The organism is Rhodococcus sp. IEGM 1307 (assembly GCF_030056915.1).
GTDB classification, from domain to species: Bacteria; Actinomycetota; Actinomycetes; order Mycobacteriales; family Mycobacteriaceae; genus Rhodococcus_F; species Rhodococcus_F opacus_D.
Genome location: NZ_JASHKW010000014.1, coordinates 86,880 through 109,891, shown reverse-complemented (window position 1 = coordinate 109,891; position 23,012 = coordinate 86,880). Strand labels below are relative to the sequence as shown.

At 68.4% G+C, this 23,012-nt stretch carries 19 protein-coding genes; 8 read left to right on the top strand and 11 right to left on the bottom strand.

Annotated elements, in window-relative coordinates:
* Positions 1-26: 26 nt before the first annotated feature.
* Genes QM841_RS25820 through QM841_RS25805 form a run of 4 tightly spaced genes read left to right on the top strand, consistent with a single transcriptional unit; the run spans position 27 to position 7,002 of the window.
* A complete protein-coding gene (locus QM841_RS25820) occupies positions 27-1,322 on the top strand; it encodes an adenosylmethionine--8-amino-7-oxononanoate transaminase (protein ID WP_283334280.1) in 1,296 nt (431 codons plus the stop codon).
* A gap of 51 nt (positions 1,323-1,373) precedes the next feature.
* Positions 1,374-3,635, top strand: a complete 2,262-nt coding sequence (gene glgX / locus QM841_RS25815; RefSeq protein ID WP_283334279.1) for a glycogen debranching protein GlgX — start codon at positions 1,374-1,376, stop codon at positions 3,633-3,635.
* Positions 3,636-3,649: 14 nt separating this feature from the next.
* A complete protein-coding gene (gene treY, locus QM841_RS25810) occupies positions 3,650-6,007 on the top strand; it encodes a malto-oligosyltrehalose synthase (protein ID WP_283334278.1) in 2,358 nt (785 codons plus the stop codon).
* A 53-nt stretch (positions 6,008-6,060) separates the two neighbouring features.
* Positions 6,061-7,002, top strand: coding sequence for an NADP-dependent oxidoreductase (locus QM841_RS25805; protein WP_283334277.1), 942 nt, complete (start codon positions 6,061-6,063; stop codon positions 7,000-7,002).
* 17 nt (positions 7,003-7,019) lie between these two features.
* Here QM841_RS25805 and QM841_RS25800 read toward each other — a convergent pair whose 3' ends face one another.
* Together QM841_RS25800 and QM841_RS25795 are read right to left on the bottom strand one after the other, a co-directional pair.
* The gene (locus QM841_RS25800; RefSeq protein ID WP_283334276.1) at positions 7,020-7,646 is read right to left on the bottom strand and encodes a TetR/AcrR family transcriptional regulator; all 627 of its coding nucleotides are present in this window, start codon (positions 7,644-7,646) and stop codon (positions 7,020-7,022) included.
* Between the two features lie 91 nt (positions 7,647-7,737).
* Entirely contained in the window at positions 7,738-7,926 is a 189-nt protein-coding gene (locus QM841_RS25795; protein WP_005247576.1) for a DUF1918 domain-containing protein, read from the bottom strand.
* A gap of 109 nt (positions 7,927-8,035) precedes the next feature.
* Here QM841_RS25795 and QM841_RS25790 point away from each other — a divergent pair, with 109 nt between their 5' ends.
* Together QM841_RS25790 and treZ are read left to right on the top strand one after the other, a co-directional pair.
* Positions 8,036-8,185 (top strand): hypothetical protein, encoded by a 150-nt coding sequence (locus QM841_RS25790; protein ID WP_198601994.1) that lies wholly within the window; start codon positions 8,036-8,038, stop codon positions 8,183-8,185.
* Positions 8,186-8,225: 40 nt separating this feature from the next.
* Positions 8,226-9,959, top strand: coding sequence for a malto-oligosyltrehalose trehalohydrolase (gene treZ, locus QM841_RS25785; protein ID WP_280782542.1), 1,734 nt, complete (start codon positions 8,226-8,228; stop codon positions 9,957-9,959).
* Here the strand turns inward: treZ and QM841_RS25780 are convergent.
* Positions 9,926-11,491: an MFS transporter gene (locus QM841_RS25780; protein WP_283334275.1), complete on the bottom strand. Its 1,566-nt coding sequence runs from the start codon at positions 11,489-11,491 to the stop codon at positions 9,926-9,928. The two genes, treZ and QM841_RS25780, sit on opposite strands and share 34 nt — an antisense overlap.
* A 125-nt stretch (positions 11,492-11,616) precedes the next feature.
* Between QM841_RS25780 and QM841_RS25775 the strand changes: the two genes are divergently transcribed.
* On the top strand, positions 11,617-12,141 hold the full coding sequence (locus tag QM841_RS25775; protein ID WP_005260248.1) for a TetR/AcrR family transcriptional regulator: 525 nt from the start codon (positions 11,617-11,619) through the stop codon (positions 12,139-12,141).
* Between the two features lie 4 nt (positions 12,142-12,145).
* On the opposite strand, the gene ilvA is transcribed toward QM841_RS25775, so the two are convergent.
* The 3 genes from ilvA to QM841_RS25760 are packed head-to-tail and all read right to left on the bottom strand — an operon-like array spanning position 12,146 to position 15,803.
* Positions 12,146-13,498, bottom strand: coding sequence for a threonine ammonia-lyase IlvA (gene ilvA / locus QM841_RS25770; protein ID WP_283334274.1), 1,353 nt, complete (start codon positions 13,496-13,498; stop codon positions 12,146-12,148).
* A 43-nt stretch (positions 13,499-13,541) separates the two neighbouring features.
* Positions 13,542-15,317, bottom strand: coding sequence for a pyruvate dehydrogenase (locus QM841_RS25765; protein WP_283334273.1), 1,776 nt, complete (start codon positions 15,315-15,317; stop codon positions 13,542-13,544).
* 51 nt (positions 15,318-15,368) lie between these two features.
* Positions 15,369-15,803 carry a nitroreductase family deazaflavin-dependent oxidoreductase gene (locus QM841_RS25760; protein ID WP_280782546.1) on the bottom strand — a complete coding sequence of 145 codons (435 nt, stop codon included), beginning with the start codon at positions 15,801-15,803 and terminating at the stop codon, positions 15,369-15,371.
* Between the two features lie 171 nt (positions 15,804-15,974).
* On the opposite strand from QM841_RS25760, the gene QM841_RS25755 reads away from it, so the two are divergent.
* Positions 15,975-16,211 (top strand): hypothetical protein, encoded by a 237-nt coding sequence (locus QM841_RS25755; protein WP_280782547.1) that lies wholly within the window; start codon positions 15,975-15,977, stop codon positions 16,209-16,211.
* Positions 16,212-16,214: 3 nt separating this feature from the next.
* Here QM841_RS25755 and dnaE read toward each other — a convergent pair whose 3' ends face one another.
* The 5 genes from dnaE to lspA form a co-directional block, all read right to left on the bottom strand.
* A complete protein-coding gene (dnaE, locus tag QM841_RS25750; RefSeq protein WP_280782548.1) occupies positions 16,215-19,751 on the bottom strand; it encodes a DNA polymerase III subunit alpha in 3,537 nt (1,178 codons plus the stop codon).
* A gap of 98 nt (positions 19,752-19,849) precedes the next feature.
* Positions 19,850-20,767, bottom strand: a complete 918-nt coding sequence (gene rarD, locus QM841_RS25745) for an EamA family transporter RarD (protein ID WP_005574447.1) — start codon at positions 20,765-20,767, stop codon at positions 19,850-19,852.
* Positions 20,764-21,441, bottom strand: a complete 678-nt coding sequence (locus QM841_RS25740; RefSeq protein WP_283334272.1) for a hypothetical protein — start codon at positions 21,439-21,441, stop codon at positions 20,764-20,766. The genes rarD and QM841_RS25740 overlap by 4 nt, the downstream gene beginning before the upstream one ends.
* A 1-nt stretch (position 21,442) precedes the next feature.
* Positions 21,443-22,369 (bottom strand): RluA family pseudouridine synthase, encoded by a 927-nt coding sequence (locus tag QM841_RS25735; RefSeq protein ID WP_029537355.1) that lies wholly within the window; start codon positions 22,367-22,369, stop codon positions 21,443-21,445.
* Complete coding sequence (lspA, locus tag QM841_RS25730) at positions 22,366-22,962, bottom strand: signal peptidase II (RefSeq protein ID WP_280782551.1); 597 nt, start codon at positions 22,960-22,962, stop codon at positions 22,366-22,368. Before lspA ends, QM841_RS25735 begins: the two co-directional genes overlap by 4 nt.
* Positions 22,963-23,012: the final 50 nt, after the last annotated feature.

Here is a 23,012-nt window from a genome sequence, read left to right as displayed (position 1 = left end):
TTCCTCGGGTGGCTAGGGTCGAGACCGTGACCTCCCCGAGCCTGTCCGTCGACGACATCACGTCCCTCGATGCCTCGCTTCTCTGGCATCCGTACGGCGCCTTCCCCGCCTCGACCACCCCGCTCGTGGTGGCCGAGGCGAGCGGGACCCGCCTCACTCTCGCCGACGGACGTGAACTCGTCGACGGCATGAGTTCGTGGTGGGCCGCGGTCCACGGCTACCGGCATCCCGTCCTCGACGCGGCGGCGACGGCGCAGCTCGGGCGGATGAGTCACGTGATGTTCGGCGGGCTCACCCACGAACCGGCCGCGCGGCTCGCCCAGCTGCTCGTCGAGATCACCCCGGACGGACTCGACAAGGTGTTCCTCGCCGATTCCGGTTCGGTGTCCGTCGAGGTCGCCGTCAAGATGTGCCTGCAGTACTGGCGCAGTCGCGGCAGGCCGGAGCGGCACCGGCTGCTCACCTGGCGCGGCGGGTATCACGGCGACACGTTCGCCCCGATGAGCGTCTGCGACCCGGACGGCGGCATGCACTCCCTGTGGACGGACGTCCTGGCACGGCAGGTCTTCGCCGGACCCCCGCCCCGCGAGTTCGACCCGCGGTACGTCGCGGAGTTCGAGCGCCTGGTGGCCTCGCACACCGACGAACTGGCGGCCGTCATCGTCGAACCGGTGGTGCAAGGCGCCGGTGGCATGCGCTTCCACGACCCCCGGTACCTGTCGGAGCTGCGGCGGATCTGCGACGAGCACGGGCTCCTGCTGGTGTTCGACGAGATCGCGACCGGTTTCGGCCGCACCGGCGAGCTGTTCGCCGCGGACCACGCCGGCGCCCGCCCCGACATCATGTGCGTCGGCAAGGCCCTCACCGGCGGGTACATGACCCTCGCGGCGACGCTCTGTTCCACCGACGTCGCCGAGACCATCAGCTCCGGGGAGGCCGGCGGGCTGATGCACGGTCCCACGTTCATGGCCAACCCACTCGCCTGTGCCGTCGCGGTGGCGTCGATCGAACTCCTGCTGTCGCGCGACTGGCGAGGCGAGGTCGAGGCCGTGCGCCGCGAGCTCGAATCGGGGCTCGCACCGGCCCGGGAACTCCCCGGCGTCCGGGAGGTCCGGGTGCTCGGCGCGATCGGTGTGATCGAACTCGCCGAACCCGTCGACATGCGTGCCGCCACCGACGCCGCGGTGGCCGCCGGGGTCTGGTTGCGGCCGTTCCGGAACCTGATCTACGCGATGCCGCCGTACGTGTGCACCACCGGCGACGTGCGGAAGATCACAACCGGAATGCTTGCTGCGGCACGGAGCTCCGCCCCGGGCCGATAGCCCGATCTCGTCGAGCTGAGAGCAACGCCGACGCGGGCTAGTGTTCTCGATATGGAAGCAAGCGAGTCGACCGGCACCACGCCCATTCCCGTGTGGCCCGGCAGCGCCTACCCACTGGGCGCCACCTACGACGGAGCCGGGACGAACTTCTCCTTGTTCTCCGAGGTCGCCGAGGCGGTCGATCTGTGCCTGATCGCGAAGGACGGCACGGAGACGCGGATTCGCCTCGACGAGGTCGACGGTTACGTGTGGCACGCGTACCTGCCGACCGTCGTTCCCGGTCAGCGGTACGGGTACCGGATCCACGGCCCCTGGGATCCCGCGGCCGGGCACCGCTGCGACCCCAGCAAGCTCCTCCTCGACCCCTACGGCAAGGCGTTCGACGGCGAGTTCGACGGAGACCGGTCCCTGTTCTCCTACGACATCGACGCGCCCGCCGAGTCCGCCCCCGAGAAATCGGAGGACGCCGCGCTGATCGTCGACACGGACGACGACATCGAGGCCGAGGACGAGGCGGAGGCCGAGCTCGCGGCGGAACCCGAGGAGACCTCGGCGCCCGGACTGCCCGGACACGACTCGCTCGGCCACACGATGACGACGGTGGTGATCAACCCGTTCTTCGACTGGGCTGCCGACCGCGCACCGAAACACCCGTACCACGACACCGTGATCTACGAGGCCCACGTCAAGGGCATGACGGCGACGCATCCCGGTGTGCCGGAAGAGCTTCGCGGCACGTATGCGGGCCTCGCGCATCCGGTGATCATCGACCACCTCGTCGACCTCGGGGTCACCGCGATCGAACTGATGCCGGTGCATCAGTTCATGCACGATCAGACGCTGCTCGACAAGGGGCTGCGGAACTACTGGGGTTACAACACGTTCGGCTTCCTCGCCCCGCACACCGGGTATTCGTCGGCGGAGAAGCCGGGCGCCGCGGTGTCGGAGTTCAAGGCGATGGTCCGCTCGTTCCACGAGGCGGGCATCGAGGTCATCCTCGACGTCGTCTACAACCACACCGCCGAGGGCAACCACCTCGGTCCGACCATCTCGTTCCGCGGCATCGACAACGCCGCCTACTACCGGCTCGTCGACGGCGACGCCGAGCACTACATGGACTACACGGGCACCGGGAACAGTCTCAACGCCCGGCACCCGCACACGCTGCAACTGATCATGGACTCGCTGCGGTACTGGGTCACCGAGATGCACGTCGACGGATTCCGGTTCGACCTCGCGTCCACGCTCGCCCGTGAACTGCACGACGTCGACCGGCTCTCCGCGTTCTTCGACCTCGTCCAGCAGGATCCGATCGTCAGCCAGGTCAAGCTCATCGCCGAACCATGGGACATCGGCGAGGGCGGGTACCAGGTGGGCAACTTCCCGGGCCTGTGGACGGAGTGGAACGGCAAGTACCGGGACACCGTCCGCGACTACTGGCGCGGCGAACCCGCGACGCTCGGCGAATTCGCGTCCCGGCTCACCGGCTCCTCCGACCTCTACGAGGCGACCGGCCGCCGCCCCGGCGCGAGCATCAACTTCGTCATCGCCCACGACGGGTTCACCCTGCACGACCTGGTGTCGTACAACGAGAAGCACAACGAGGCCAACGGCGAGGGCAACAACGACGGCGAGAGCCACAACCGGTCCTGGAACTGCGGTGTCGAGGGACCGACGGACGACCCGGAGATCCTCGATCTGCGCGGGCGGCAGAGCCGCAACATCCTGGCTACCCTGCTGCTCAGCCAGGGGACGCCGATGCTGGCGCACGGCGACGAGATGGGCCGCACCCAGCAGGGCAACAACAACGTGTACTGCCAGGACTCGGAACTGTCCTGGATGGACTGGTCGCTGGCGGACGCCAACGCCGACCTGGTCGAATTCACCAAACGGGTGATCGCCTTGCGGATGAAGAATCCGGTGTTCCGTCGTCGCCGGTTCTTCGAGGGCACGCCCATCCGCAGCGGTGACCAGACCCGCGACATCGCGTGGCTCACCCCGGCCGGCGAGGAGATGACCCCCGAGGACTGGGACAGCGGTTTCGGGAAGTCCCTGGCCGTATTCCTCAACGGCGAGGGCATCCCCGAACCCAACCACCGCGGCGAGCGGGTGGTCGGCGACTCGTTCCTGTTGTGTTTCAACGCGCACGACGAGGAGATCGAGTTCTCCACGCCGAACTCCGATTACGCCGACGAGTGGGCGGTCGTGCTCGACACCGCCGTCCCGACGGGGGCGAAGGAAGCGGTGATCAAGGCCGGGGATCCGCTGCAGGTCGAGGCCCGCTCGCTGGTCGTGCTGCGCCGGACCGCCTGAGCCCGGGGACGACGATGTCGATCACGGCCACCTACCGGCTGCAACTGCGCGGTGACTGCTTCACCCTGGCGGACGCCGCCGCCGTCGCCGACTACCTGGACGACCTCGGGATCTCCCACGCCTATCTGTCGCCGATCCTGACGGCCACCACCGGATCGACCCACGGGTACGACGTCACCGACGTGACCCGCGTGTCCCCCGCGCTCGGCGGGCGGGAGGCGCTGGCCGCGCTGTCCCGGGAGGTGCGGGGCCGCGGCATGGGTCTCGTCGTCGACCTCGTCCCCAATCATGTGGGTGTCGCGAATCCGCGTGAGAACCCGTGGTGGTGGGACGTTCTCACGCACGGTCGCCGCTCCGAGTACGCCGAGTTCTTCGACATCGACTGGAGCGACGACAACGGCGCAGGCGGCCGGCTCGCGCTGCCCGTCCTCGGATCGGACGCCGATCTCGAGTCGCTGACCGTCGACCGCTCGGGACCCGAACCTCTGCTCGCGTTCTACGAGCACCGTTTCCCGATCACCCCCGGCACCGATGCCGCCGAGCCGACGGCGGTGCACGACGCGCAGTCGTACCGCCTGGTCCCGTGGGACTCCGGTCTCATCGGGTACCGGCGATTCTTCGCGGTCAGCGAACTGGCCGGTATCCGTCAGGAAGACCCGCGCGTGTTCGAGGCCTCGCACCGCGAACTGCGGAGCTGGGTGGCGGACGAGTTGATCGACGGCGTGCGCATCGACCATCCCGACGGGTTGTCCGATCCGGCCGAATATCTCGACCGGCTGCGCGGGCTGATCGGCGCGGACCGGTGGCTCGTGATCGAGAAAATCCTCGGCCACACCGAACCACTGGACGACCACCTGCCGATCGCGGGCACCACCGGTTACGACGCATTGGCCGAAGTCGGCGGCGTCTTCGTCGACGCGTCGGGAGCCCCCGCGCTCACCGCCCTGTCGGCGTCCCGCACGGGTGACCGGGGTGACGCGACGTGGATTCACGAACACGAAACCGCGATCAAACGCGACGTCGCCGGAACCATTCTCGCCCCGGAGGTCCGGCGCCTCGTCCGTGCGATCCGCGCGGAAACCGGCACCGACTGCAGCGATACGGACCTGCGTGACGCCGTTGTGGACGTCGTCGCGGCCATGCCCGTGTACCGGTCCGACTACAGTCCGCTGGCCGGGCTGGCGAAACGGGTGATCGGCGACGTCCTGCGGCGTGAACCGCACTGGTCCGACGCACTCTCTGCCCTCGGCGCCGCCCTGATCGCCGGCGGTGAGGCGGCCACCCGATTCCAGCAGGTGTGCGGCGCGGTGATGGCGAAGTCCGTGGAGGACTGCCTGTTCTACCGCACCGCCCGGCTGGTGTCGTTGCAGGAGGTGGGCGGCAATCCGGCGAACGTCGGCGTCTCCCCCGCCGAATTCCACCTGGCCGCAGCCGAGCGAGCCACCCGGTGGCCGCGGGCGATGACGACGCTGTCGACGCACGACACCAAGCGCGGGGAGGACGTCCGGGCCCGGATCGGCATCCTGTCGCAAGTGCCGGACCTGTGGGCCGAATGCGTCGATCAGTGGGAACGCATCGCACCCAGCCCCGATCCCGTGACCGGACTGTTCCTGTGGCAGAACCTGTTCGGGGCGTGGCCGGTCGACGGCCGGGCCGCGGCCGACGTGCCCGACTTCCGCGACCGCGTCCACGCGTACGCGGAGAAGGCGGTCCGCGAGGCCGGGACCCGGACGTCGTGGCACGACGTGAACGAGGACTTCGAGCGCGACCTCCACAGTTGGCTGGACACGGTGATCGACGGCACCGTCGGCAAGGCGCTCGGCTCGCTGTGCACCCAGCTTGCCCCGCACGCCTGGTCGGACTCGCTCGGTCAGAAGCTTCTGCAGCTGTGCGGACCCGGGATCCCGGACGTGTACCAGGGAACCGAGCTGTGGGAAGACTCGCTCGTCGACCCGGACAATCGCCGTCCCGTGGACTACGACATACGACGGAGCCTGCTCGCGGGGCTCGGCACTCCTCCCGTCGATGCGACGGGCGCGGCGAAGATGCACATCGTCCGCACGGCTCTGCGCCTGCGCCGGGAACGTCCGGACAGCTTCGTCGGCGGGACCTACACGCCGGTGTTCGCGTCGGGGACCGCGGCGGGGCATCTGATCGGCTTCGCTCGCGGACGGCAAGGGTCGGCGCCGGACGTCGTGGCACTGGCCACCCGCCACACCGTCGGACTGGAGCAACGTGGCTGGGGCGACACCACCGTGCCCCTCCCGGACGGCACCTGGACCGACCTGCTCACCTCCCAGACGTACACCGGCGGCCGCATCGACACGGCGACGCTGTTCGCCCGCTATCCCGTGGCGCTTCTGACCCTGTGAGTACTTGTTAACCGCCCGCGGTTGACAAGTACTCACAGGGGTACTGGCCTTGTATGTCGCGACGTGTGGTTGCCCGGGCGTACGGAGGGCCGGAGGTCCTCGCGGTCGTCGACGCGGAGGCTGTGAATCCCGCCCCCGGCGAGGTGGTGATCGACGTTCGCGCCATCGGGGTCAATCCGATCGACTACAAGCTCTACAGCGGCGCGTTCGGCGCCGACCCGGACGTCTTGCCCATGGGTCTGGGCAGCGAGGCCGCGGGCATCGTCGGCGAGGTGGGTGACACCGCGGCGGGGCCGGTGGGCCCGATCTCGGTGGGCGACGAGGTGATCGTGTACCCGGTGTCCGAGTCGTACGCGGATCGACTTGTCGTGTCCGGTGATTCGGTGATCCCGAAACCGGCGTCGTTGCCGTGGAACGAGGCGGCCGGACTTCTCGCCGTGGGTGCCGCCGCGGTCGACACCCTCGACACGGCGAACGTCGGCACCGGCGACCTCCTGCTCGTGCACGGAGCTTCCGGCGGCGTGGGCTCGTTCGTCGTGCAGTTGGGGCGGGCCCGCGGTGCCACGATCATCGGTACCGCGCGCCCCGAGCACCACGACTACGTCCGCTCGCTCGGTGCCACCCCCGTGTCCTACGGCGCCGGCCTGGACGATCGGGTCCGCGTCCTGGCACCGGACGGGGTGGACGCCGTGATCGATACCGCGGGCAGTGACAAGGCGATCGACGTCTCCGTGGACCTGGTGCGGGACCGGTCGCGGTTGGTGACGACCGTTCCCGGCCCCCGCCCGGCCGAAGCCGGTTTCCGGATCGTGGGCGCGCTGGGGCCGGAAGGGATGGAGCCGCGTAAACGGGCCCGCGTCTTCCTCGTCGACCTCGCGGGCAACGGCGACGTGCGGGTGCGCGTGGCGCGCACATACGCGCTGACGGAGGCAGCGCGCGCTCATGCCGATCTTCGGAAGCCGCACGCGGCGGGCAAGTTCATCCTGCTGCCGTAGGCCCGACGCACCTCGGATCAGTGGAGCAAACTCGCCCGGATCGTCGCTTTCACCCAGTTCCGGTACTCGACGACATCCCACCCGCACTGCCGTCGCAGCATCGAGTACACCTGCGGCGACACGACCGTGAACAGCACGTCGGCGGCCCGCTGGACGGAGATTTCGGGACGCAGCAGTTCGTGCGCGGCGAGTCCCTCGGCGAGCGTCATCGCATTCTCGGCCGAGGCCCGCGCTCCCTCGTCGGCGAACCGCCGCATGTCGTCGTCCGCACCCGAGGATTCGATCGACGTCGTCATCAGCGTTCCGGCGCGCTCCAGGACGTCGGTGCTGAATCCGACCATCTGGTCGAGGATCCGTTCGACGGGGTCGCCGTCCCGGGGTGCGGGCGTGTGGGTCGCGGCGGTATCACCGTCGATGGCCGTGTGCAGGGCCTCGTGGAACAGTTCCGCCTTGCCGCCGGGGAACGCGGTGAACACCGTGCGGGTCGACACCCCGGCGGCCTCGGCCACGTTCCGCACCGTCGTGCTGACGTATCCACGCTCGACGAACAGCCGGGCCGCGGCGTCCCGGACGAGGAGGCGGGTCCGGCGCGCCGATTCCGCACGAAGCGGCGAGCTGTAGGACCTCTTGGCGGATTCGGGCATGGGCTCACGATAGACGCATTCGATACATCAATCGTGCAACCAATGTGGCACAGCGATTTGCCACACATCGACCAGGCGAAACGCCCGATACCTACGACTTCGGGTGTTCCACCCAGGCATCGGATCCGGGAAACACGAGCGCCTCGTGGCCGTCGTCGTACCGGACGAGATAGGGCGGTTCGCCGTTCTCTCCGTGTACCTCCACGACCTCGGCGGTCGTCTCGTGCACTCCGACCACCCTGCCCTGGACGTGCAACCGGTCTCCCACTGCTACGTGCATGACTGCTCCTCGCGACGTTCGAGTCCGTACCCCCAGCTTGCTACTTCCGGAACCGGGGCGAAAGGGTCGACTCGCCGCCATCTCTGCCGGCGTGTGCCATCGTGGGGACATGGCTACGTATCGATACCTCGACAAGGACCGTAACGTGCTCGAGGAGCAGGACTTCGGCACCGTGCAGGACGCCGAGGAACACCGGTTGTCCGTTCTCGGCGCCGAGATCATCGAGGAGGTCGAGGACTCCGGCACGTCCGAGAGCTGACTGTTCTGCGCGGCCCGCCGCATCGAGGCATGCTGATCGGGTGCACACATTCGAGGTATGGGCCCCGATTCCGGATTCCGTTTCTGTGGAGGTCGACGGCCGACGCCACGACATGACCCCGTCACCGGACGGATGGTGGCGAGCCGACGTCGACGCGTCGCCGGATTCGCGGTACGCGTTCGTCCTCGACGACAGCGACACCCCACTTCCCGATCCCCGGTCGCCGCGACAGCCCGACGGAGTGCACAGCGCTTCCCAACTCCACACCCTCGACGAGAGCCTCTGGACCGACTCGCGGTGGACCGGGCGGCAGCTCGCCGGCTCCGTCGTCTACGAACTGCACGTCGGCACGTTCTCCCCGGAGGGCACGTTCGCGGCCGCCGTCGACCGGCTCGACCACCTCGTCGAACTCGGCGTCGACTTCGTGGAACTGATGCCCGTCAACGGTTTCAACGGGACCCACAACTGGGGATACGACGGCGTTCTCTGGTACACGGTGCACGAGGGTTACGGCGGGCCGGACGGGCTGCAGACCCTCGTCGACGCGTGCCACGCCCGCGGTCTCGGCGTCGTCCTCGACGCCGTGTACAACCACCTCGGACCGTCCGGCAACTACCTCGACCGGTACGGCCCGTACCTCGCGCAGGGCGCCAACACGTGGGGCCGGAGCATCAACCTGGACGGACCGGACAGCGGCGAAGTCCGCCGCTACATCATTGACAACGCGCTGCGGTGGTTCCGTGAGTTCCACATCGACGCGCTCCGCCTCGACGCGGTCCACGCACTCGTCGACCACACCGCCACCCATCTTCTCGAGGACCTGGCCATCGAGACCCGCCGGCTGTCCGCGCACCTGAGGCGGCCGCTGACGCTCATCGCCGAGAGCGACCTCAACGATCCGCGCCTGATCACGTCGCGCTCGGCAGGCGGCTGCGGCCTCGACGCGCAGTGGGACGACGACGTGCATCACGCCATCCACGCCGCCGTCTCGGGCGAGAGGCAGGGCTATTACGGAGATTTCGGTTCGATGGCCTGCCTCGCCGACACCCTGCGCCAGGGGTGGTTCCACGCGGGCACGTTCTCGACGTTCCGCGGTCGCACCCACGGCAGGCCGCTGGACACCCGCCGGACCCCGGCCAGTTCGCTGGTCACGTACACGTGCACGCACGATCAGATCGGCAACCGGGCGATCGGCGACCGCCCCGGCACGTATCTCGATTCCGGGCAGCTCGCCGTGAAGGCCGCGCTCGTGCTGTGCTCGCCGTTCACGCCGATGCTGTTCATGGGTGAGGAGTGGGGTGCGAGCACCCCGTTCCAGTTCTTCACCTCCCACCCCGAACCGGAACTCGCGAGGGCGACGGCCGAGGGGCGCAAGGCCGAGTTCGCGGAGCACGGCTGGAGCACGGACGACGTCCCCGACCCACAGGACCCGGAGACGTTCGAGCGGTCCAAGCTCGACTGGGACGAACTGGTCCGCGAACCGCATGCCCGGCTGCTCGACTGCTATCGCTCGTTGCTGCGCCTACGGCGGGAGCGCGCCGAGCTGACGGATCCGTGGCTGGAGAACCTGTCCGTCGACTACGACGAGGCGGAGCAGTGGATCGTGGTGCACCGCGGCGCACTTCGTCTCGCGTGCAATCTGGGTGCCGAACCGGTCACCGTCCCGGTCGGCGGCTCCCCCGTCTTGTGGTGGGAGCCGCCGACCCAGGACGAGACCGCGTCGGCGACGGTGCTACCGGGTCACTCGTTCGTGGTGCTCGACAGCTCGCCCTGACGGTCACGCAGCATCCGCAGGACGAGGATGGCGGTCGCGAACAGGATCACGGCCGTCGCGCCGGCGGCGACGTGCATGCCGTCGACGAACGCCGACTGCGCGGACTCCAGGAACACCGTCCGGGCCGTCTCCGGGAGGTGCTGGGCCTCCGCGACGGCGGCACCGAGCGTGCCCTGGGCGGACTCGACCTGTTCCGCCGGCAGCATCGATGTGTCGAGGCCGTTCCGGAAGATCGCCATGACGACGCTGCCGAGCACGGCGACGCCGAGTGCGATACCGAGTTCGTATGCCGTCTCGGACACCGCGGAGGCGGCGCCGGCCCGCTCGGGCTCGACGGCGCTGACCACGAGGTCGGAGGTCAGGGTCAGTGCGATACCGACACCGGCGCCCGCGAGGCCGAAGCCGATCACGAACATCGTCGGGGCACCGTCCACGCCGAGCGTGAGCATCAGTGCCGCACCCACAGCCGCGATCGCGAGACCGCCGCCGAGCACGTGCGAGGTGGCCCACCGACGCACCATCCAGGCCGCCGCGAGTGCGGTGACCGCGCTCATCAGCATGCCGGGCAGCATCAGCACACCCGATTCGAACGCGCTGTTGCCCAGCACCAACTGCAGGTACTGCGAGCCGAAGAACAGCACACCGGCCAGCGCGAAGATGGACAGCAGGTTGGTGAGGACGGCGGTCGAGAACGCCGGCTTGGCGAACAGGCCGATATCGATCATCGGGTCCTTCATCCCCTTCTGCCTGCGCACGAACACCACACCGGACACGACGCCGACGAGTCCGACGGCGAGCAGCACCGGGTCGACACCGTGCACCACGGTCTCCTTGACCGCGTACACCAGCGGCAGCATCGTCGTCATCGACAGCGCGGCGCTGAGAAGGTCGAAGCGCCCCGGGGCGGGGTCCTTGGACTCGGGAATCACGAGCGGTCCCACGGCGATCAGAACCAGCATCACGGGGATGTTGATCAGGAACACCGAGCCCCACCAGAAGTGCTCGAGCAGCCAGCCGCCGATCAGCGGGCCGGCCGCGGTACCGCCACCGGCCATCGCACCCCACACTCCGATGGCGAGGGTCCGCTGGCGCGGGTCGACGAAGATCGTGCGGATCAGGCCGAGTGTCGCGGGCATCAGCGTCGCCCCCGAGATTCCCTGCAGCACGCGGGCCGCGATCAGCATCTCGGGTGTCGGCGACCACGCTGCGATCAGCGAGGCGATGCCGAATCCGGCGGCGCCGAGGAGCAGCAGACGACGCCGTCCGATCCGGTCGCCGAGCGTGCCCATCGTGATGAGCAGGCCGGCGAGGACGAACGAGTAGACGTCGATGATCCACAGCAGCTGCGTGCTGCTGGGTTCGAGGTCGGCGCTGATGAACGGCAGCGCGAGGTCGAGCACGGTGCCGTCGACGGCGATCAGGAGGACGGCGAAGGCGAGGACGACCAATCCGAGCCAGTCTCGGCGTGATGCGGAGGACTGACCTGGCGCACCGTAGGCGTCGTTGATCCCGCGATCCGTGGAGACAGACATTTATCTTCCTGCGACTTTCCGATTCAAGAGCTGGCACGGCGAGAACCGTCCAGCCGGTACAGTTCCGTTACCTTATCGTGAACCGTCCGGACGGTAAAGTTATTTCCCGGGTACAGTCCCTCTCCATGGCTGCCGGAACGCGCGATCGAATACTCGACGCCCTCGAGAAGCTGCTGCTCGACGTGGGGATAGCCCAGGTGACCCTCGAAGCGGTCGCTACGGAGGCCGGGGTGTCCAAGGGCGGACTGCTCTACCACTTCCCCAGCAAGGAAGCGCTGCTCGCCGCCATGGTGCGCCGGCTCGGCGAACGAGCGGACGCCCAGCTCGCCGACGCCGTCTCCGGCGGCACCTCGCTGTCCGAGTGGTATCTGCAGGTTCCCGACGCGAGCACCACCGAGGAACTCGCCCTCTACCGTTCGACCATCGCCGCGCTACGGAGCGTCGACGGTCAGCACGACGAGATCCAGAAGGCCGTCACCGAAGTGATGCGCGGCTGGGACGAAGGTCTCCAGAGCGAGATCGACGACCCCGTGCAGGCCGAGATCGTCCGGCTCGTCGGCGACGGCATCTACCTGTCCGCGCTGCTCGGGCTCCCCATGCCCGAGCCCGAGCTGTACAACAAGGTCGTCGCGCGGCTGCTGCAGAAGTAGCGGCTCAGGTGAGGTAGCGGTACGCCGGGCTCCCCGGCTCCAGGCGTTCCACCTGCATCCGGGACTGCTCCATCCGCTCGAGCAGCTCGCCGAGCCCCTCGGCCTTGCCGAGTTCGATACCCACCAGCGCGGCGCCGGTCTCCCGGTTGTTGCGCTTCACGTACTCGAACAGGGTGATGTCGTCCTCGGGGCCGAGCACCTCGTCCAGGAAGCGGCGCAGCGCGCCCGGCTCCTGCGGGAAGTCGACGAGGAAGTAGTGCTTCAGGCCGAGATTCACCAGCGAACGTTCCAGGATCTCGCCGTACCGCGAGACGTCGTTGTTGCCTCCGGAGATCAGGCACACCACCGTGGACCCCGGTTCGAACGTGATGTTCCCGAGGGCCGCCACCGACAGGGCGCCCGCGGGCTCGGCGATGATGCCCTCGTTCTGGTACAGCTCGAGCATCGTGGTGCACAGTGCGCCCTCGTCGAGGTTGGCCATCACGAAGCTCTCGGGATCGAGCCGGATCGTGGTGGACCGGTCGGACTGGCCCAGTGACGTGTGCGTCACCACCTCGGCGCCCAGGGCGGACACCACGGCGTAGGGAAGGTCGCCGACCCGCTTCACCGAGGCGCCGTCGACGAACGGGTCGATCTCCGTCAACGTCACGGGACCACCGGCGACCAGGGCCGCCGTCATCGACGCCGCCCCCGTCGGCTCCACCCCGACGATGGCCGTGCGGGGTGCGTGCGCACGCAGATACGTGGCGATGCCGGCGATGCATCCGCCGCCACCGACCGGGACGAGCACGGTATCGGGGGCCGCACCGAGCTGCGCGAGGATCTCGGCGGCGATGGTGCCCTGACCGGCCGCGGTACGGGCGTCGTCGAACGGCGCAACCATCGTCGCGCCCGTCCGCCGCACGTCGGCGGCGGCCGCAGCGGCAGCGGCGTCGTACGTCTCCCCCGTCAGGATCAGCTCGACGAACTCGCCGCCGTGCGCGCGGATGCGATCCCGCTTCTGCTTGGGGGTGTTCGACGGAACGTAGATGCGGCCGGTGATTTCCATTGTCCGGCAGGCGAACGCGACGCCCTGCGCATGGTTGCCCGCGCTGGCCGTCACCACTCCGGCCGCACGCTCGCCGGCATCGAGCTGCGCCATGAGGTTGTAGGCGCCGCGCAGCTTGTAGGAGCGGACGACCTGCAGATCTTCGCGCTTGAGGTAGACGTTCGCGCCGGTCAGCGACGACAGGCGCTCGCTCCGCTGCAAGGGGGTCGCGTCGATCACGTGGGAAATTCGCTCGATGGCCGCATCGATGTCGCCCACCGTCAGGGGCGAGGTGATGTTCTGGGCTGCGGTATCGGGCGATGTGGACACCCGGATATGTTCCCACTCTCCAGCCACGGGATACCAGTCGGGTTCAGCCGCGCGGATCGAACTGGGACGGTCGCGGAACATTGCGGACGTTCGACTTCGCCATCTTCACGGCCTCGCCGACACCCCCGTTCATCACCATCTTCGACAACGCCAACGCGAAACCGGTGACCTGCCCGCCAGTGATGGTCGGTGGCAGCGACAACGCCAGCGGGTCGGTGACCAGATCGACGAGCGCCGGTCCGACGTGATCGAACGCCTGCCGCAGGCCCGATTCGATGTCGGCCGGATCCTCGATCCGGCGGGCGAAGATGCCCAGGGCCGACGCCACCGCCGCGTAGTCGACGGGTGCCACGTCCACCCCGAAATCCGGCAGCCCGTCCACCAGCATTTCCAGCTTGACCATCCCCAGAGTGGAATTGTTGAACACCACGATCTTGACCGGGAGCCGGTACATCGCGACCGTCACCAGTTCCCCCAGCAGCATCGACAGCCCGCCGTCGCCCGACACGGACACCACCTGCCTGCCCGGCGCGCACACCTGGGCGCCGATCGCGTGGGGCAGGGCGTTCGCCATCGATCCGTGCAGGGCCGAGGACAGGAACCGCCGCGACCCGTTCGGTGTCAGGTAGCGCGCCGTCCACACGTTCGACATTCCCGTGTCGGTCGTGAAGATCGCGTCGTCGGCGGCGAGGTCGTCGAGGATCGACGCCGCATATTCGGGGTGGATCGGGATGCGCTGCTTGGCGGGTTTGGTGTACGCACCGACCACCTTGTTCATCAGTGTCCGGTGCTTGTCGAGCATGTCGTCGAGGAATCGGCGATCGTCCTTCCGCCGGATCAACGGGGCGAGGGCACGCAACGTGCTCGCCACGTCGCCGTGCACGGCCAGGTCGACGTTCGTTCTCCGGCCGATTCGTTGTGCGGCCCAGTCGATCTGCGCGGTGCGGACTCCGTCGGGCAGGAACTGGTTGTACGGGAAGTCCGTTCCGACGAGCAGCAGGAGGTCGGCGCCGTGCATCCCGTCGTGCGCCGCCCCGTACCCCAGCAGCCCCGTCATTCCGACGTCGAAGGGGTTGTCGTACTGAATCCATTCCTTGCCGCGGAGCGTGTGGCCGATCGGCGCACCGATCGTGTCGGCCAGGCTCAGCAACTCCTCGCGCGCCTCCCGCACACCCTCGCCGGCGAAGATCGCGACCTTTCCCGCCGCGTTCACGGCGTCGGCGAGCGCCTGCACGTCGGCCTGGTCGGGCACGATCGCCGGTGCGCCGGTCCGCGGCACCGACGGCGCCTTCCCCTCGGCGGGCCGGTCCGCGATGTCGCCGGGCAGCGTGATGACCGCGACACCGGACAGCGCGGTCGCGTGCGCGATGGCGGACGCCGTCACGCGTGGCGCCTGGGCGGGACTTCCGATCAGCTCCGCGTACCGGGAGCACTCGACGAACAGGCGGTCCGGGTGGGTCTCCTGAAAGAAGCCGAGTCCGATCTGCTCGCTCGGGATCTGCGCCGCGATCGCAAGTACCGGCGCCCCCGAGCGGTCCGCGTCGTAGAGGCCGTTGATCAGGTGCAGGTTTCCCGGGCCGCACGAGCCGGCGCACACCGCCAGCTTGCCGGTGACCTGCGCCTCGGCTGCCGCGGCGAACGCGGCGGCCTCCTCGTGACGCACGTGAATCCAGTCGATTCCGCCCTTCGCCGCGCCGCCCGACCGCCGGACCGCGTCGACGACGGGATTGAGGCTGTCGCCCACGATTCCGTAGATCCGCTGGACGCCGGCGTCCTGGAGTTGACGTACCAACTGATCGGCAACGGTTTTCGCTCTCATCGGGCCTCCGGTCGGGGGACGGTCGAACGGCGAAGGACAGCGGGGCGCGGGTCAGGCGGGTTCGAGCACGAACACCGGGATCTCCCGATCGGTATTCTTCTGATACTCGGCGTAGTCCGGGAACGCGGCGACGGCGCGGTCCCACCAGGCGGTCTTCTCCTCGCCCGTCACCTCACGGGCCACCATGTCCTGTGTGGTCGAGCCGTCGCGGAGTTCGACGTGCGGCTCGGCCTTCACGTTGTAGTACCAGACCGGGTTCTTGGGTGCGCCGCCGAGCGAGGCGACGATCGCGTACGTCCCGTCGTGTTCGACACGCATCAACGGCGTCTTGCGGAGCTTGCCGGATTTCGCGCCACGCGTGGTCAGCAGGACGACGGGCCTGCCGCCCAGCGTCGTGCCCTTCGCTCCATCGGTGGATTCCATCAACTCGGCCTGATCTGCTGCCCACTTGGACGTACTGGGCTCGTATTCACCTGTGAGTGGCATGCGTCCAGTCAACACCTGATGCGCGAGAACGCGCCACCGATTCCACCGAACGAGCGCACATGCGAAGAACCACATCCGATTGTTCGTTGCGCCGAACTCCGGGTTCCGAGTACCCTGATCCCACGCGGGGGATGTCCGCTCCCCCGACCCGCGCCAGTGAGGTGACCTGCGATGACGACACACGACGCATGGGTGCGCCGCGAGATTCGCCGCAGCAACCCTGCCCGCACCGTCGATCTCGCCGGCACCGCGTGGCCCCTGTACAAGCTGGAAGCGCTGGCTGTCGCGCTGCTGGTCTTCGTCACGATCCTCGTCGTCACCCAGACACTGCAGGCGGCCGTCCTCACCGCCGCCGCGGTGGCCGTCGTCGTGTGGTGGGCGCGGCGCCTCTACCCGCCGCGCCCCTAGCCGTCACACCGACAGGCAGCTCGGTCCGAGCAGCGCCTTGAGATCGCCCATCAACGCCGACGACGGTTCCACCCGGAGCACGTCGTCCACCTTCCACAACGTGACCTCGGTGCCGCCGATCAACCGCACGTGCACGTCCGAGGTGCCCGGATGGCGCGTGAGGACCTGACGCAGCGCGCCGAGCTTGTCCTTGGTGCACTGACGCAGCGGCAGACTGACCGCCAGCGGCTTCGCGACCCCCACCGCCGAGAGATCCGGCACCGCAAGATCGTTGGCGATGAGTGAGATCCGGTCGTCACGAATCGACACGCGCGCCTTGACCAGCACGACGGAGTCCTCCGTGACGTCCATCCCGTACACCGAGTAGGCCTGCGGGAAGAACAGCACCTCGATACCACCGGTCAAATCCTCGAGCTGCGCGGACGCCCAGGTGAGACCGTTCTTGTTGATCCTCCGGTTCACCGACGCGAGGATGCCGCCGACGGTGACCTGGGTGCCGTCCTTGATGTCGCCTTCGAGGATGGTCGGGATCGCGGTGTCGGACTGCGCCGACAGCACGTGTTCGACGCCGTTGAGCGGGTGCCCGGACACGTACAGTCCCAGCATTTCCCGTTCCAGCGCCAACCGGTGCTTCGAGTCCCACTCTTCCTCGGGGATCTTCACGTTGAAGACCGAGGAGATCGACTCGTCGGCGTCGTCGCCGCCGAAGAGGTCGAACTGTCCGATCGCCTCCGCCTTCTTGGTGCCCATCACCGCGTCGATGGCGTCGGCGTGGACGAGCATGAGTCCCTTGCGCGGATGGCCCAGCGAGTCGAACCCGCCTGCCTTGATCAGCGATTCGGTGACCTTCTTGGAGCAGGCGGCGGCGTCGATCTTGTTGAGGTAGTCCGAGAAGTCGACGAACTTGGACTTCTCCTTGCGCGCCTTGATGATCGAGCCCACGACGTTGGCGCCGACGTTGCGGACGGCGCCCATTCCGAACCGGATGTCCTCACCGACGGAGGCGAAGTTGACCTCCGATTCGTTGACGTCCGGCGGCAGCACGGTGATACCCATCTTGCGGCAGTCCGCGAGGTAGATGGCGGCCTTGTCCTTGTCGTCACCGACCGAGGTGAGCAGACCGGCCATGTACTCGGCCGGATAGTTGGCCTTGAGATACCCGGTCCAGAACGACACCAGGCCGTACCCGGCCGCGTGCGACTTGTTGAACGCGTACCCGGCGAACGGGAGGATGGTGTCCCACAGTGCCTTGATGGCGGGCTCGGAGAATTCGTTGGCGAGCATGCCCTCCCGGAAGCCGGCGTACGCCTCCTCCAGCACCGAGAGCTTCTTCTTACCCATGGCTCGGCGGAGAATGTCGGCCTGTCCGAGCGAGTACCCGGCCACCTTCTGAGCGATCTGCATGATCTGCTCCTGGTAGACGATCAGGCCGTACGTGTCGGCCAGGATCTCCTTCAGGGGCTCCTCGAGTTCCGGGTGGATGGGTTTGACCTCTTGCCGCCCGTTCTTACGGTCGGCGTAGTCGTTGTGCGCGTTCATGCCCATCGGACCGGGCCGGTACAGCGCGAGCACCGCGACGATGTCCTCGAAACCGGTGGGCTGCATACGGCGCAGCAGGTCGCGCATCGCGCTGCCGTCGAGCTGGAACACGCCGAGAGTGTCTCCGCGCGAAAGCAGTTCGTACGTGGCTTGATCGTCGAGCGCGAGGGTGTCGAGATCGAGGTCGATCCCCCGGTTGGCCTTGATGTTGTCGATGGCGTCACCGATGACGGTGAGGTTCCGCAGTCCGAGGAAGTCCATCTTCAGCAGGCCGATGGCCTCGCACGACGGGTAGTCCCAGCCGGTGATGATGGCGCCGTCCTGGGCGCGCTTCCACACGGGAATCGCGTCCATCAGCGGTTCGGACGACATGATCACCGCGCAGGCGTGGACGCCGGCGTTACGGATCAGGCCCTCGAGTCCCTTGGCCGTCTGGTAGATCTTCGCGACGTCCGGGTTGGAGTCGATGAGGGCGCGAACCTCCACCGCTTCCTTGTAGCGCTCGTGGTTCGGGTCGGTGATGCCGGACACCGAGATGTCCTTGGCCATGATCGGCGGCGGCAGCGCCTTCGTGATCTGGTCGGCGATCGCGAAACCGGGCTGACCGAACTGGACTCGGGCGGAGTCCTTGATGGCCGCCTTCGTCTTGATGGTGCCGAACGTGATGACCTGGGCGACGCGGTCGCTGCCCCACTTGTCCGTCGCGTAGCGCACCATCTCGCCGCGACGGCGATCGTCGAAGTCGATGTCGATATCGGGCATGGAGACGCGCTCGGGGTTCAGGAACCGCTCGAACAGCAGGCCGTGCGGGATGGGGTCGATGTTGGTGATGCCCATCGCGTAGGCGACGAGCGACCCGGCCGCCGAGCCTCGGCCGGGGCCGACGCGGATGCCGACCTCCCGGGCGTGGTTGATGAGGTCACCGACGACGAGGAAGTAGGCGGGGAAACCCATTTCGAGGATGACGCCGATCTCGTAGTCGGCGCGGGCGAGGTACTCCTCGGGGGGTCCGTCGGGGAACCGGCGATCCAGTCCGCGCATGACCTCCTTGCGCAACCAGGTGCCCTGCGTCTCACCCTCGGGGACCGGGAAGATCGGCATCCGGTCGTGGTGCGCCCAGACGTCGTCGTACGACTGGACCCGCTCGGCGATCAGCAGTGTGTTGTCGCACGCGCCGGGCACCTGGTCGTCCCACAGCGCCCGCATCTCCGCGGCCGGCTTCAGGTAGTAGCCGTCGCCGTCGAATTTGAACCGGGTGGGGTCGGACAGCGTCTTACCGGTCTGGATGCAGAGAAGCGCCTCGTGGTTCTCCGCGGCTTCCTTGGTGACGTAGTGGCAGTCGTTGGTGGCGAGCGGCGGAATCTCGAGCTTCTTGCTGATCTCGAGCAGGCCCTCGCGCACCCGTCGCTCGATCGAGAGCCCGTGGTCCATCAGCTCGAGGAAGAAGTTGTCCTTGCCCCAGATCTCCTGCCACTTGGCGGCGGCCTCGAGCGCCTCGCGGTCGTGGCCGAGTCGCAGCCGGGTCTGGATCTCACCGGACGGGCAGCCCGTGGTCGCGATGATGCCCTCGTGGTGGGTGGCGATGAGCTCTTCGTCCATCCGCGCCCACTTGCCGAGCTGGCCCTCGATCGACGCGAGCGAGGACAGCTTGAACAGGTTCCGCAGACCGGTCGCGTTCTCCGCGACCATCGTCATGTGGGTGTACGCACCGCTACCGGAGACGTCGTCGGACTTCTGGCTGCGGTCGCCCCACAACACGCGCTTGGTGTTGAAGCGGGACTCGGGCGCGATGTACGCCTCGATGCCGATGATCGGCTTGATGCCCTGCTTCTTCGCGACGTTGTAGAACTCGCTGGCGCCGTACATGTTGCCGTGGTCGGTCATGCCGACCGCCGACATCCCCAGTCGCTCGGCCTCTTCGAACAGGGGGCCGACCTTGGCCGCACCGTCGAGCATCGAGTACTCGGTGTGATTGTGCAGATGTACGAACGAGTCAGCCACGTGCGCCTCTCTGAAGGTCTGGGAGCCTCACGAGTGTAGGCCCTCGGACCGACAGCACCGGTCGCCGACGGCGGGTGTCGGAGAAGTCGTGACGCGAGTTACTGGACGGGCGCCTGGGACGGTTCGGTATTTCGCCGCTCGCGCCGGACCCGTACCAGCGCATCGGTACTGAAGATCGCGAGTGCCACCCAGATCAGCGCGAAACCGATCCACCGCGACGCGGGCATGTCCTCGTGAAGAACGGCGACACCCCACGCCATCTGCAGCGCCGGTGTCAGGTACTGCAGCATGCCGAGTGTGCGCAACGGCACCCGTTGCGCGGCCGCGCCGAACAGCAACAGCGGCAGCGCGGTCACCGGTCCCGCGGCCAGCAGCAGCAGGGTGTGACCGATCCCGAACCCGAGGAACGTGCCGGCCCCGGTGAGGGCGAGGAACACGAGGTAGCCGATCGCGACGGGCGCGGCCACGATTCCCTCAGCGGTCAGGCTCGTCCGCGGGTCGAGCGGCATCACCTTCTTGCACAGCCCGTACAGGGCGAACGACGCGGCCAGGGTCAGCGCGATGTACGGCGGATGCCCGTAGTCGACGGTGATCACGATCACCGCGGTTGCGGCGAGCGCGAGGGCGACGATCTGGGCGGGGACGAGCCGTTCCCGGAAGATCACGACCCCGAGCAGCACGCTCACCAACGGGTTGATGAAGTAGCCGAGCGCGGTCTCGACCACCCGGTCCGAGGTGACCCCGTAGATATAGGTGCCCCAGTTCACCGCGATGGCCGTCGACGCGGCCGAGACCAGGAGCCAGGTGCGCACACTCAGCCCGCGCAGCGACCGGAGCCGGCCCGAGACCGCGAGGACGACGAACATGAGCGCGAGCGTCCACACCACCCGGTGCGCGAGGATCTCCACCGACCCGGCCGGGCCGAGCAATCCGAAGAACGCCGGGAACGCGCCCCACAGCACGTAGGCGCCGACTCCGCACGCGGCGCCCACGGTTTCCGCCTTCCTCGCCTTCACGAACCGCTCCCCGGGACGATGCCGTCGTCGGGGCCGGGCGCGACGATCTCGACCTGCTCCGGCAACAGCGGGCGCACGGCGAACCGCCCGGCGACGGCTTCGGCTCCGAGTGCCTCGACCGCCCGGACGTCCGGGGCGGACCGCAGCGCGGTGAGGGCTTCGTGATCACCGCGGACGACGACACCGATCACGCACGCGCAGTTCCGGGCGAGTTCCTCCGACGACACCGCCGCGATCTGCGCCTGCCGCTCCGTTTCGCCCGTCATCGCCTGGGCGCGTCCGGCGGCCAGGACACTCGCCCGTGCGAGCGCCGCATCGCCTGCCGCGACGGACACGGGAACGAGGGGTGTCTGCACCCGGTCCAGGGGCACACGGAAGAGAACCTGCGACACCCGGGTGCCGGAGGCGGCGTCCCGGACGACCTCCGTCGTCACCGGACGCGCGAACGAGACCAGCGCCCAGTGCTCGCGGCGCGCGTCCGGCGCGTCGAGCGACCGGTCCGCCCGGGCCAGGTAGTCGGCCACCACTTCCCCGTTGTCCGGGCCCAGCGTGTCCGTCGACACGGGCGCCCGGCGGACAGGGTGCAGTACTCCGAGCACGACCGTCACCGCGATCAGGGCGACGGCGGTGAGCACTGCCGGCACCGCCGGACCGCTCGGGTGCGGGCGCCTCAAATCAGCTCGCCCGCAGAACCCCGAGAGCGTCCTCGAGATCCTTCGGGTACTTGGACGTGATCTCGACCCACCGCCCGTCCGCGGGATGCGCGAAACCGAGCGACCGGGCGTGCAGCCACTGCCGCTCCAGCCCGAGACGTTCCGCCAGCCGCGGATCGGCCCCGTATGTGAGGTCGCCGCAGCACGGGTGCCGCAGTGCGGCGAAGTGGACGCGGATCTGATGGGTCCGGCCCGTTTCGAGGTGGATGTCCAGCAGGCTCGCCGCCTGGAACGCCTCGACCGTGTCGTAGTGCGTGATGCTGGGCTTGCCGTCCGCGGTGACGGCGAACTTCCAGTCGTTGCTGCGGTGCCTGCCGATCGGCGCGTCGATGGTTCCGCTGCTCGGATCCGGGTGACCCTGCACCAGCGCGTGGTACCGCTTGTCGATGGTCCGCTGCTTGAATGCGCGCTTGAGGAGTGTGTAGGCGCGTTCCGACGTGGCCACCACCATCACTCCGGACGTGCCGACGTCCAGCCGATGCACGATGCCCTGGCGCTCGTGCGCACCGGACGTCGAGATCCGGAAGCCTGCGGCGGCGAGTCCGCCGATCACCGTCGGACCGGTCCAGCCCACACTGGCGTGGGCGGCGACACCGACCGGTTTGTCGACGGCGACCACGTCGTCGTCGGCGTACAGGATTTCCATGCCCTCGACGGGTTCCGCCTCGATGGTCAGCGGACGCGGCGGTTCGGGCAGTTCCACCTCGAGCCAGGCGCCTGCGGACAGGCGATCCGACTTGCCGACGGGCGCGCCGTCGACGAGCACCGAACCTTCCTCGGTGAGCTGAGCCACCGCGGTGCGCGACAACCCGAGTAGTCGAGCGAGTCCGGCGTCGACCCTCATCGCTTCGAGCCCGTCCGGGACCGGCATCGACCGTGTTTCCCTCACTTCTCTACCCCCTTACGTGTTCCGTCCGGTTCCAGCCCGATCAGGGTGAGCACGACGAGCAGGATCGCACCGCACACGATGCCGGAATCCGCCACGTTGAACACCGGCCACCAGCCGACGGACACGAAATCGACGACGTGCCCCTGCATCACTCCCGGCGCCCGGAAGAACCGGTCGACGAGGTTGCCGAGGGCGCCGCCGAGTACCAGCCCCAGACCGAGCGCCCACCACGGCGACCGCAGCGTGCGGCCGATGCGGACGACGCCGATCACCACACCCACGGCGACGAGCGTGAGCAGCCACGTCATGCCGGTGGCCATCGAGAACGCCGCGCCCGGGTTGCGCACGAGCCGCAGCGAGACGATGTCCCCGATCAGCCAGACCGGCCGGCCGGGCTCGATGTTGGCGACGGCGAGGATCTTCGTCAGCAGGTCCGTGGCCAGGACGACACCTGCGATCACGAAGAGCAGCAGCCTGCGCTGATGCTTCACCGGCTGCGGCGGTGCGCTGCCGGACGGGTCACCGTCGTTTCGGTCTTCGGCGTCGGTCTCGTTCTCTGCCGTGGGGTCTTGACTCACCCGTTCATCATCCACTACGGAGGCAAGCCTCCGTTCACGCGCTCCCGCGCGCACTAACCTGGGGG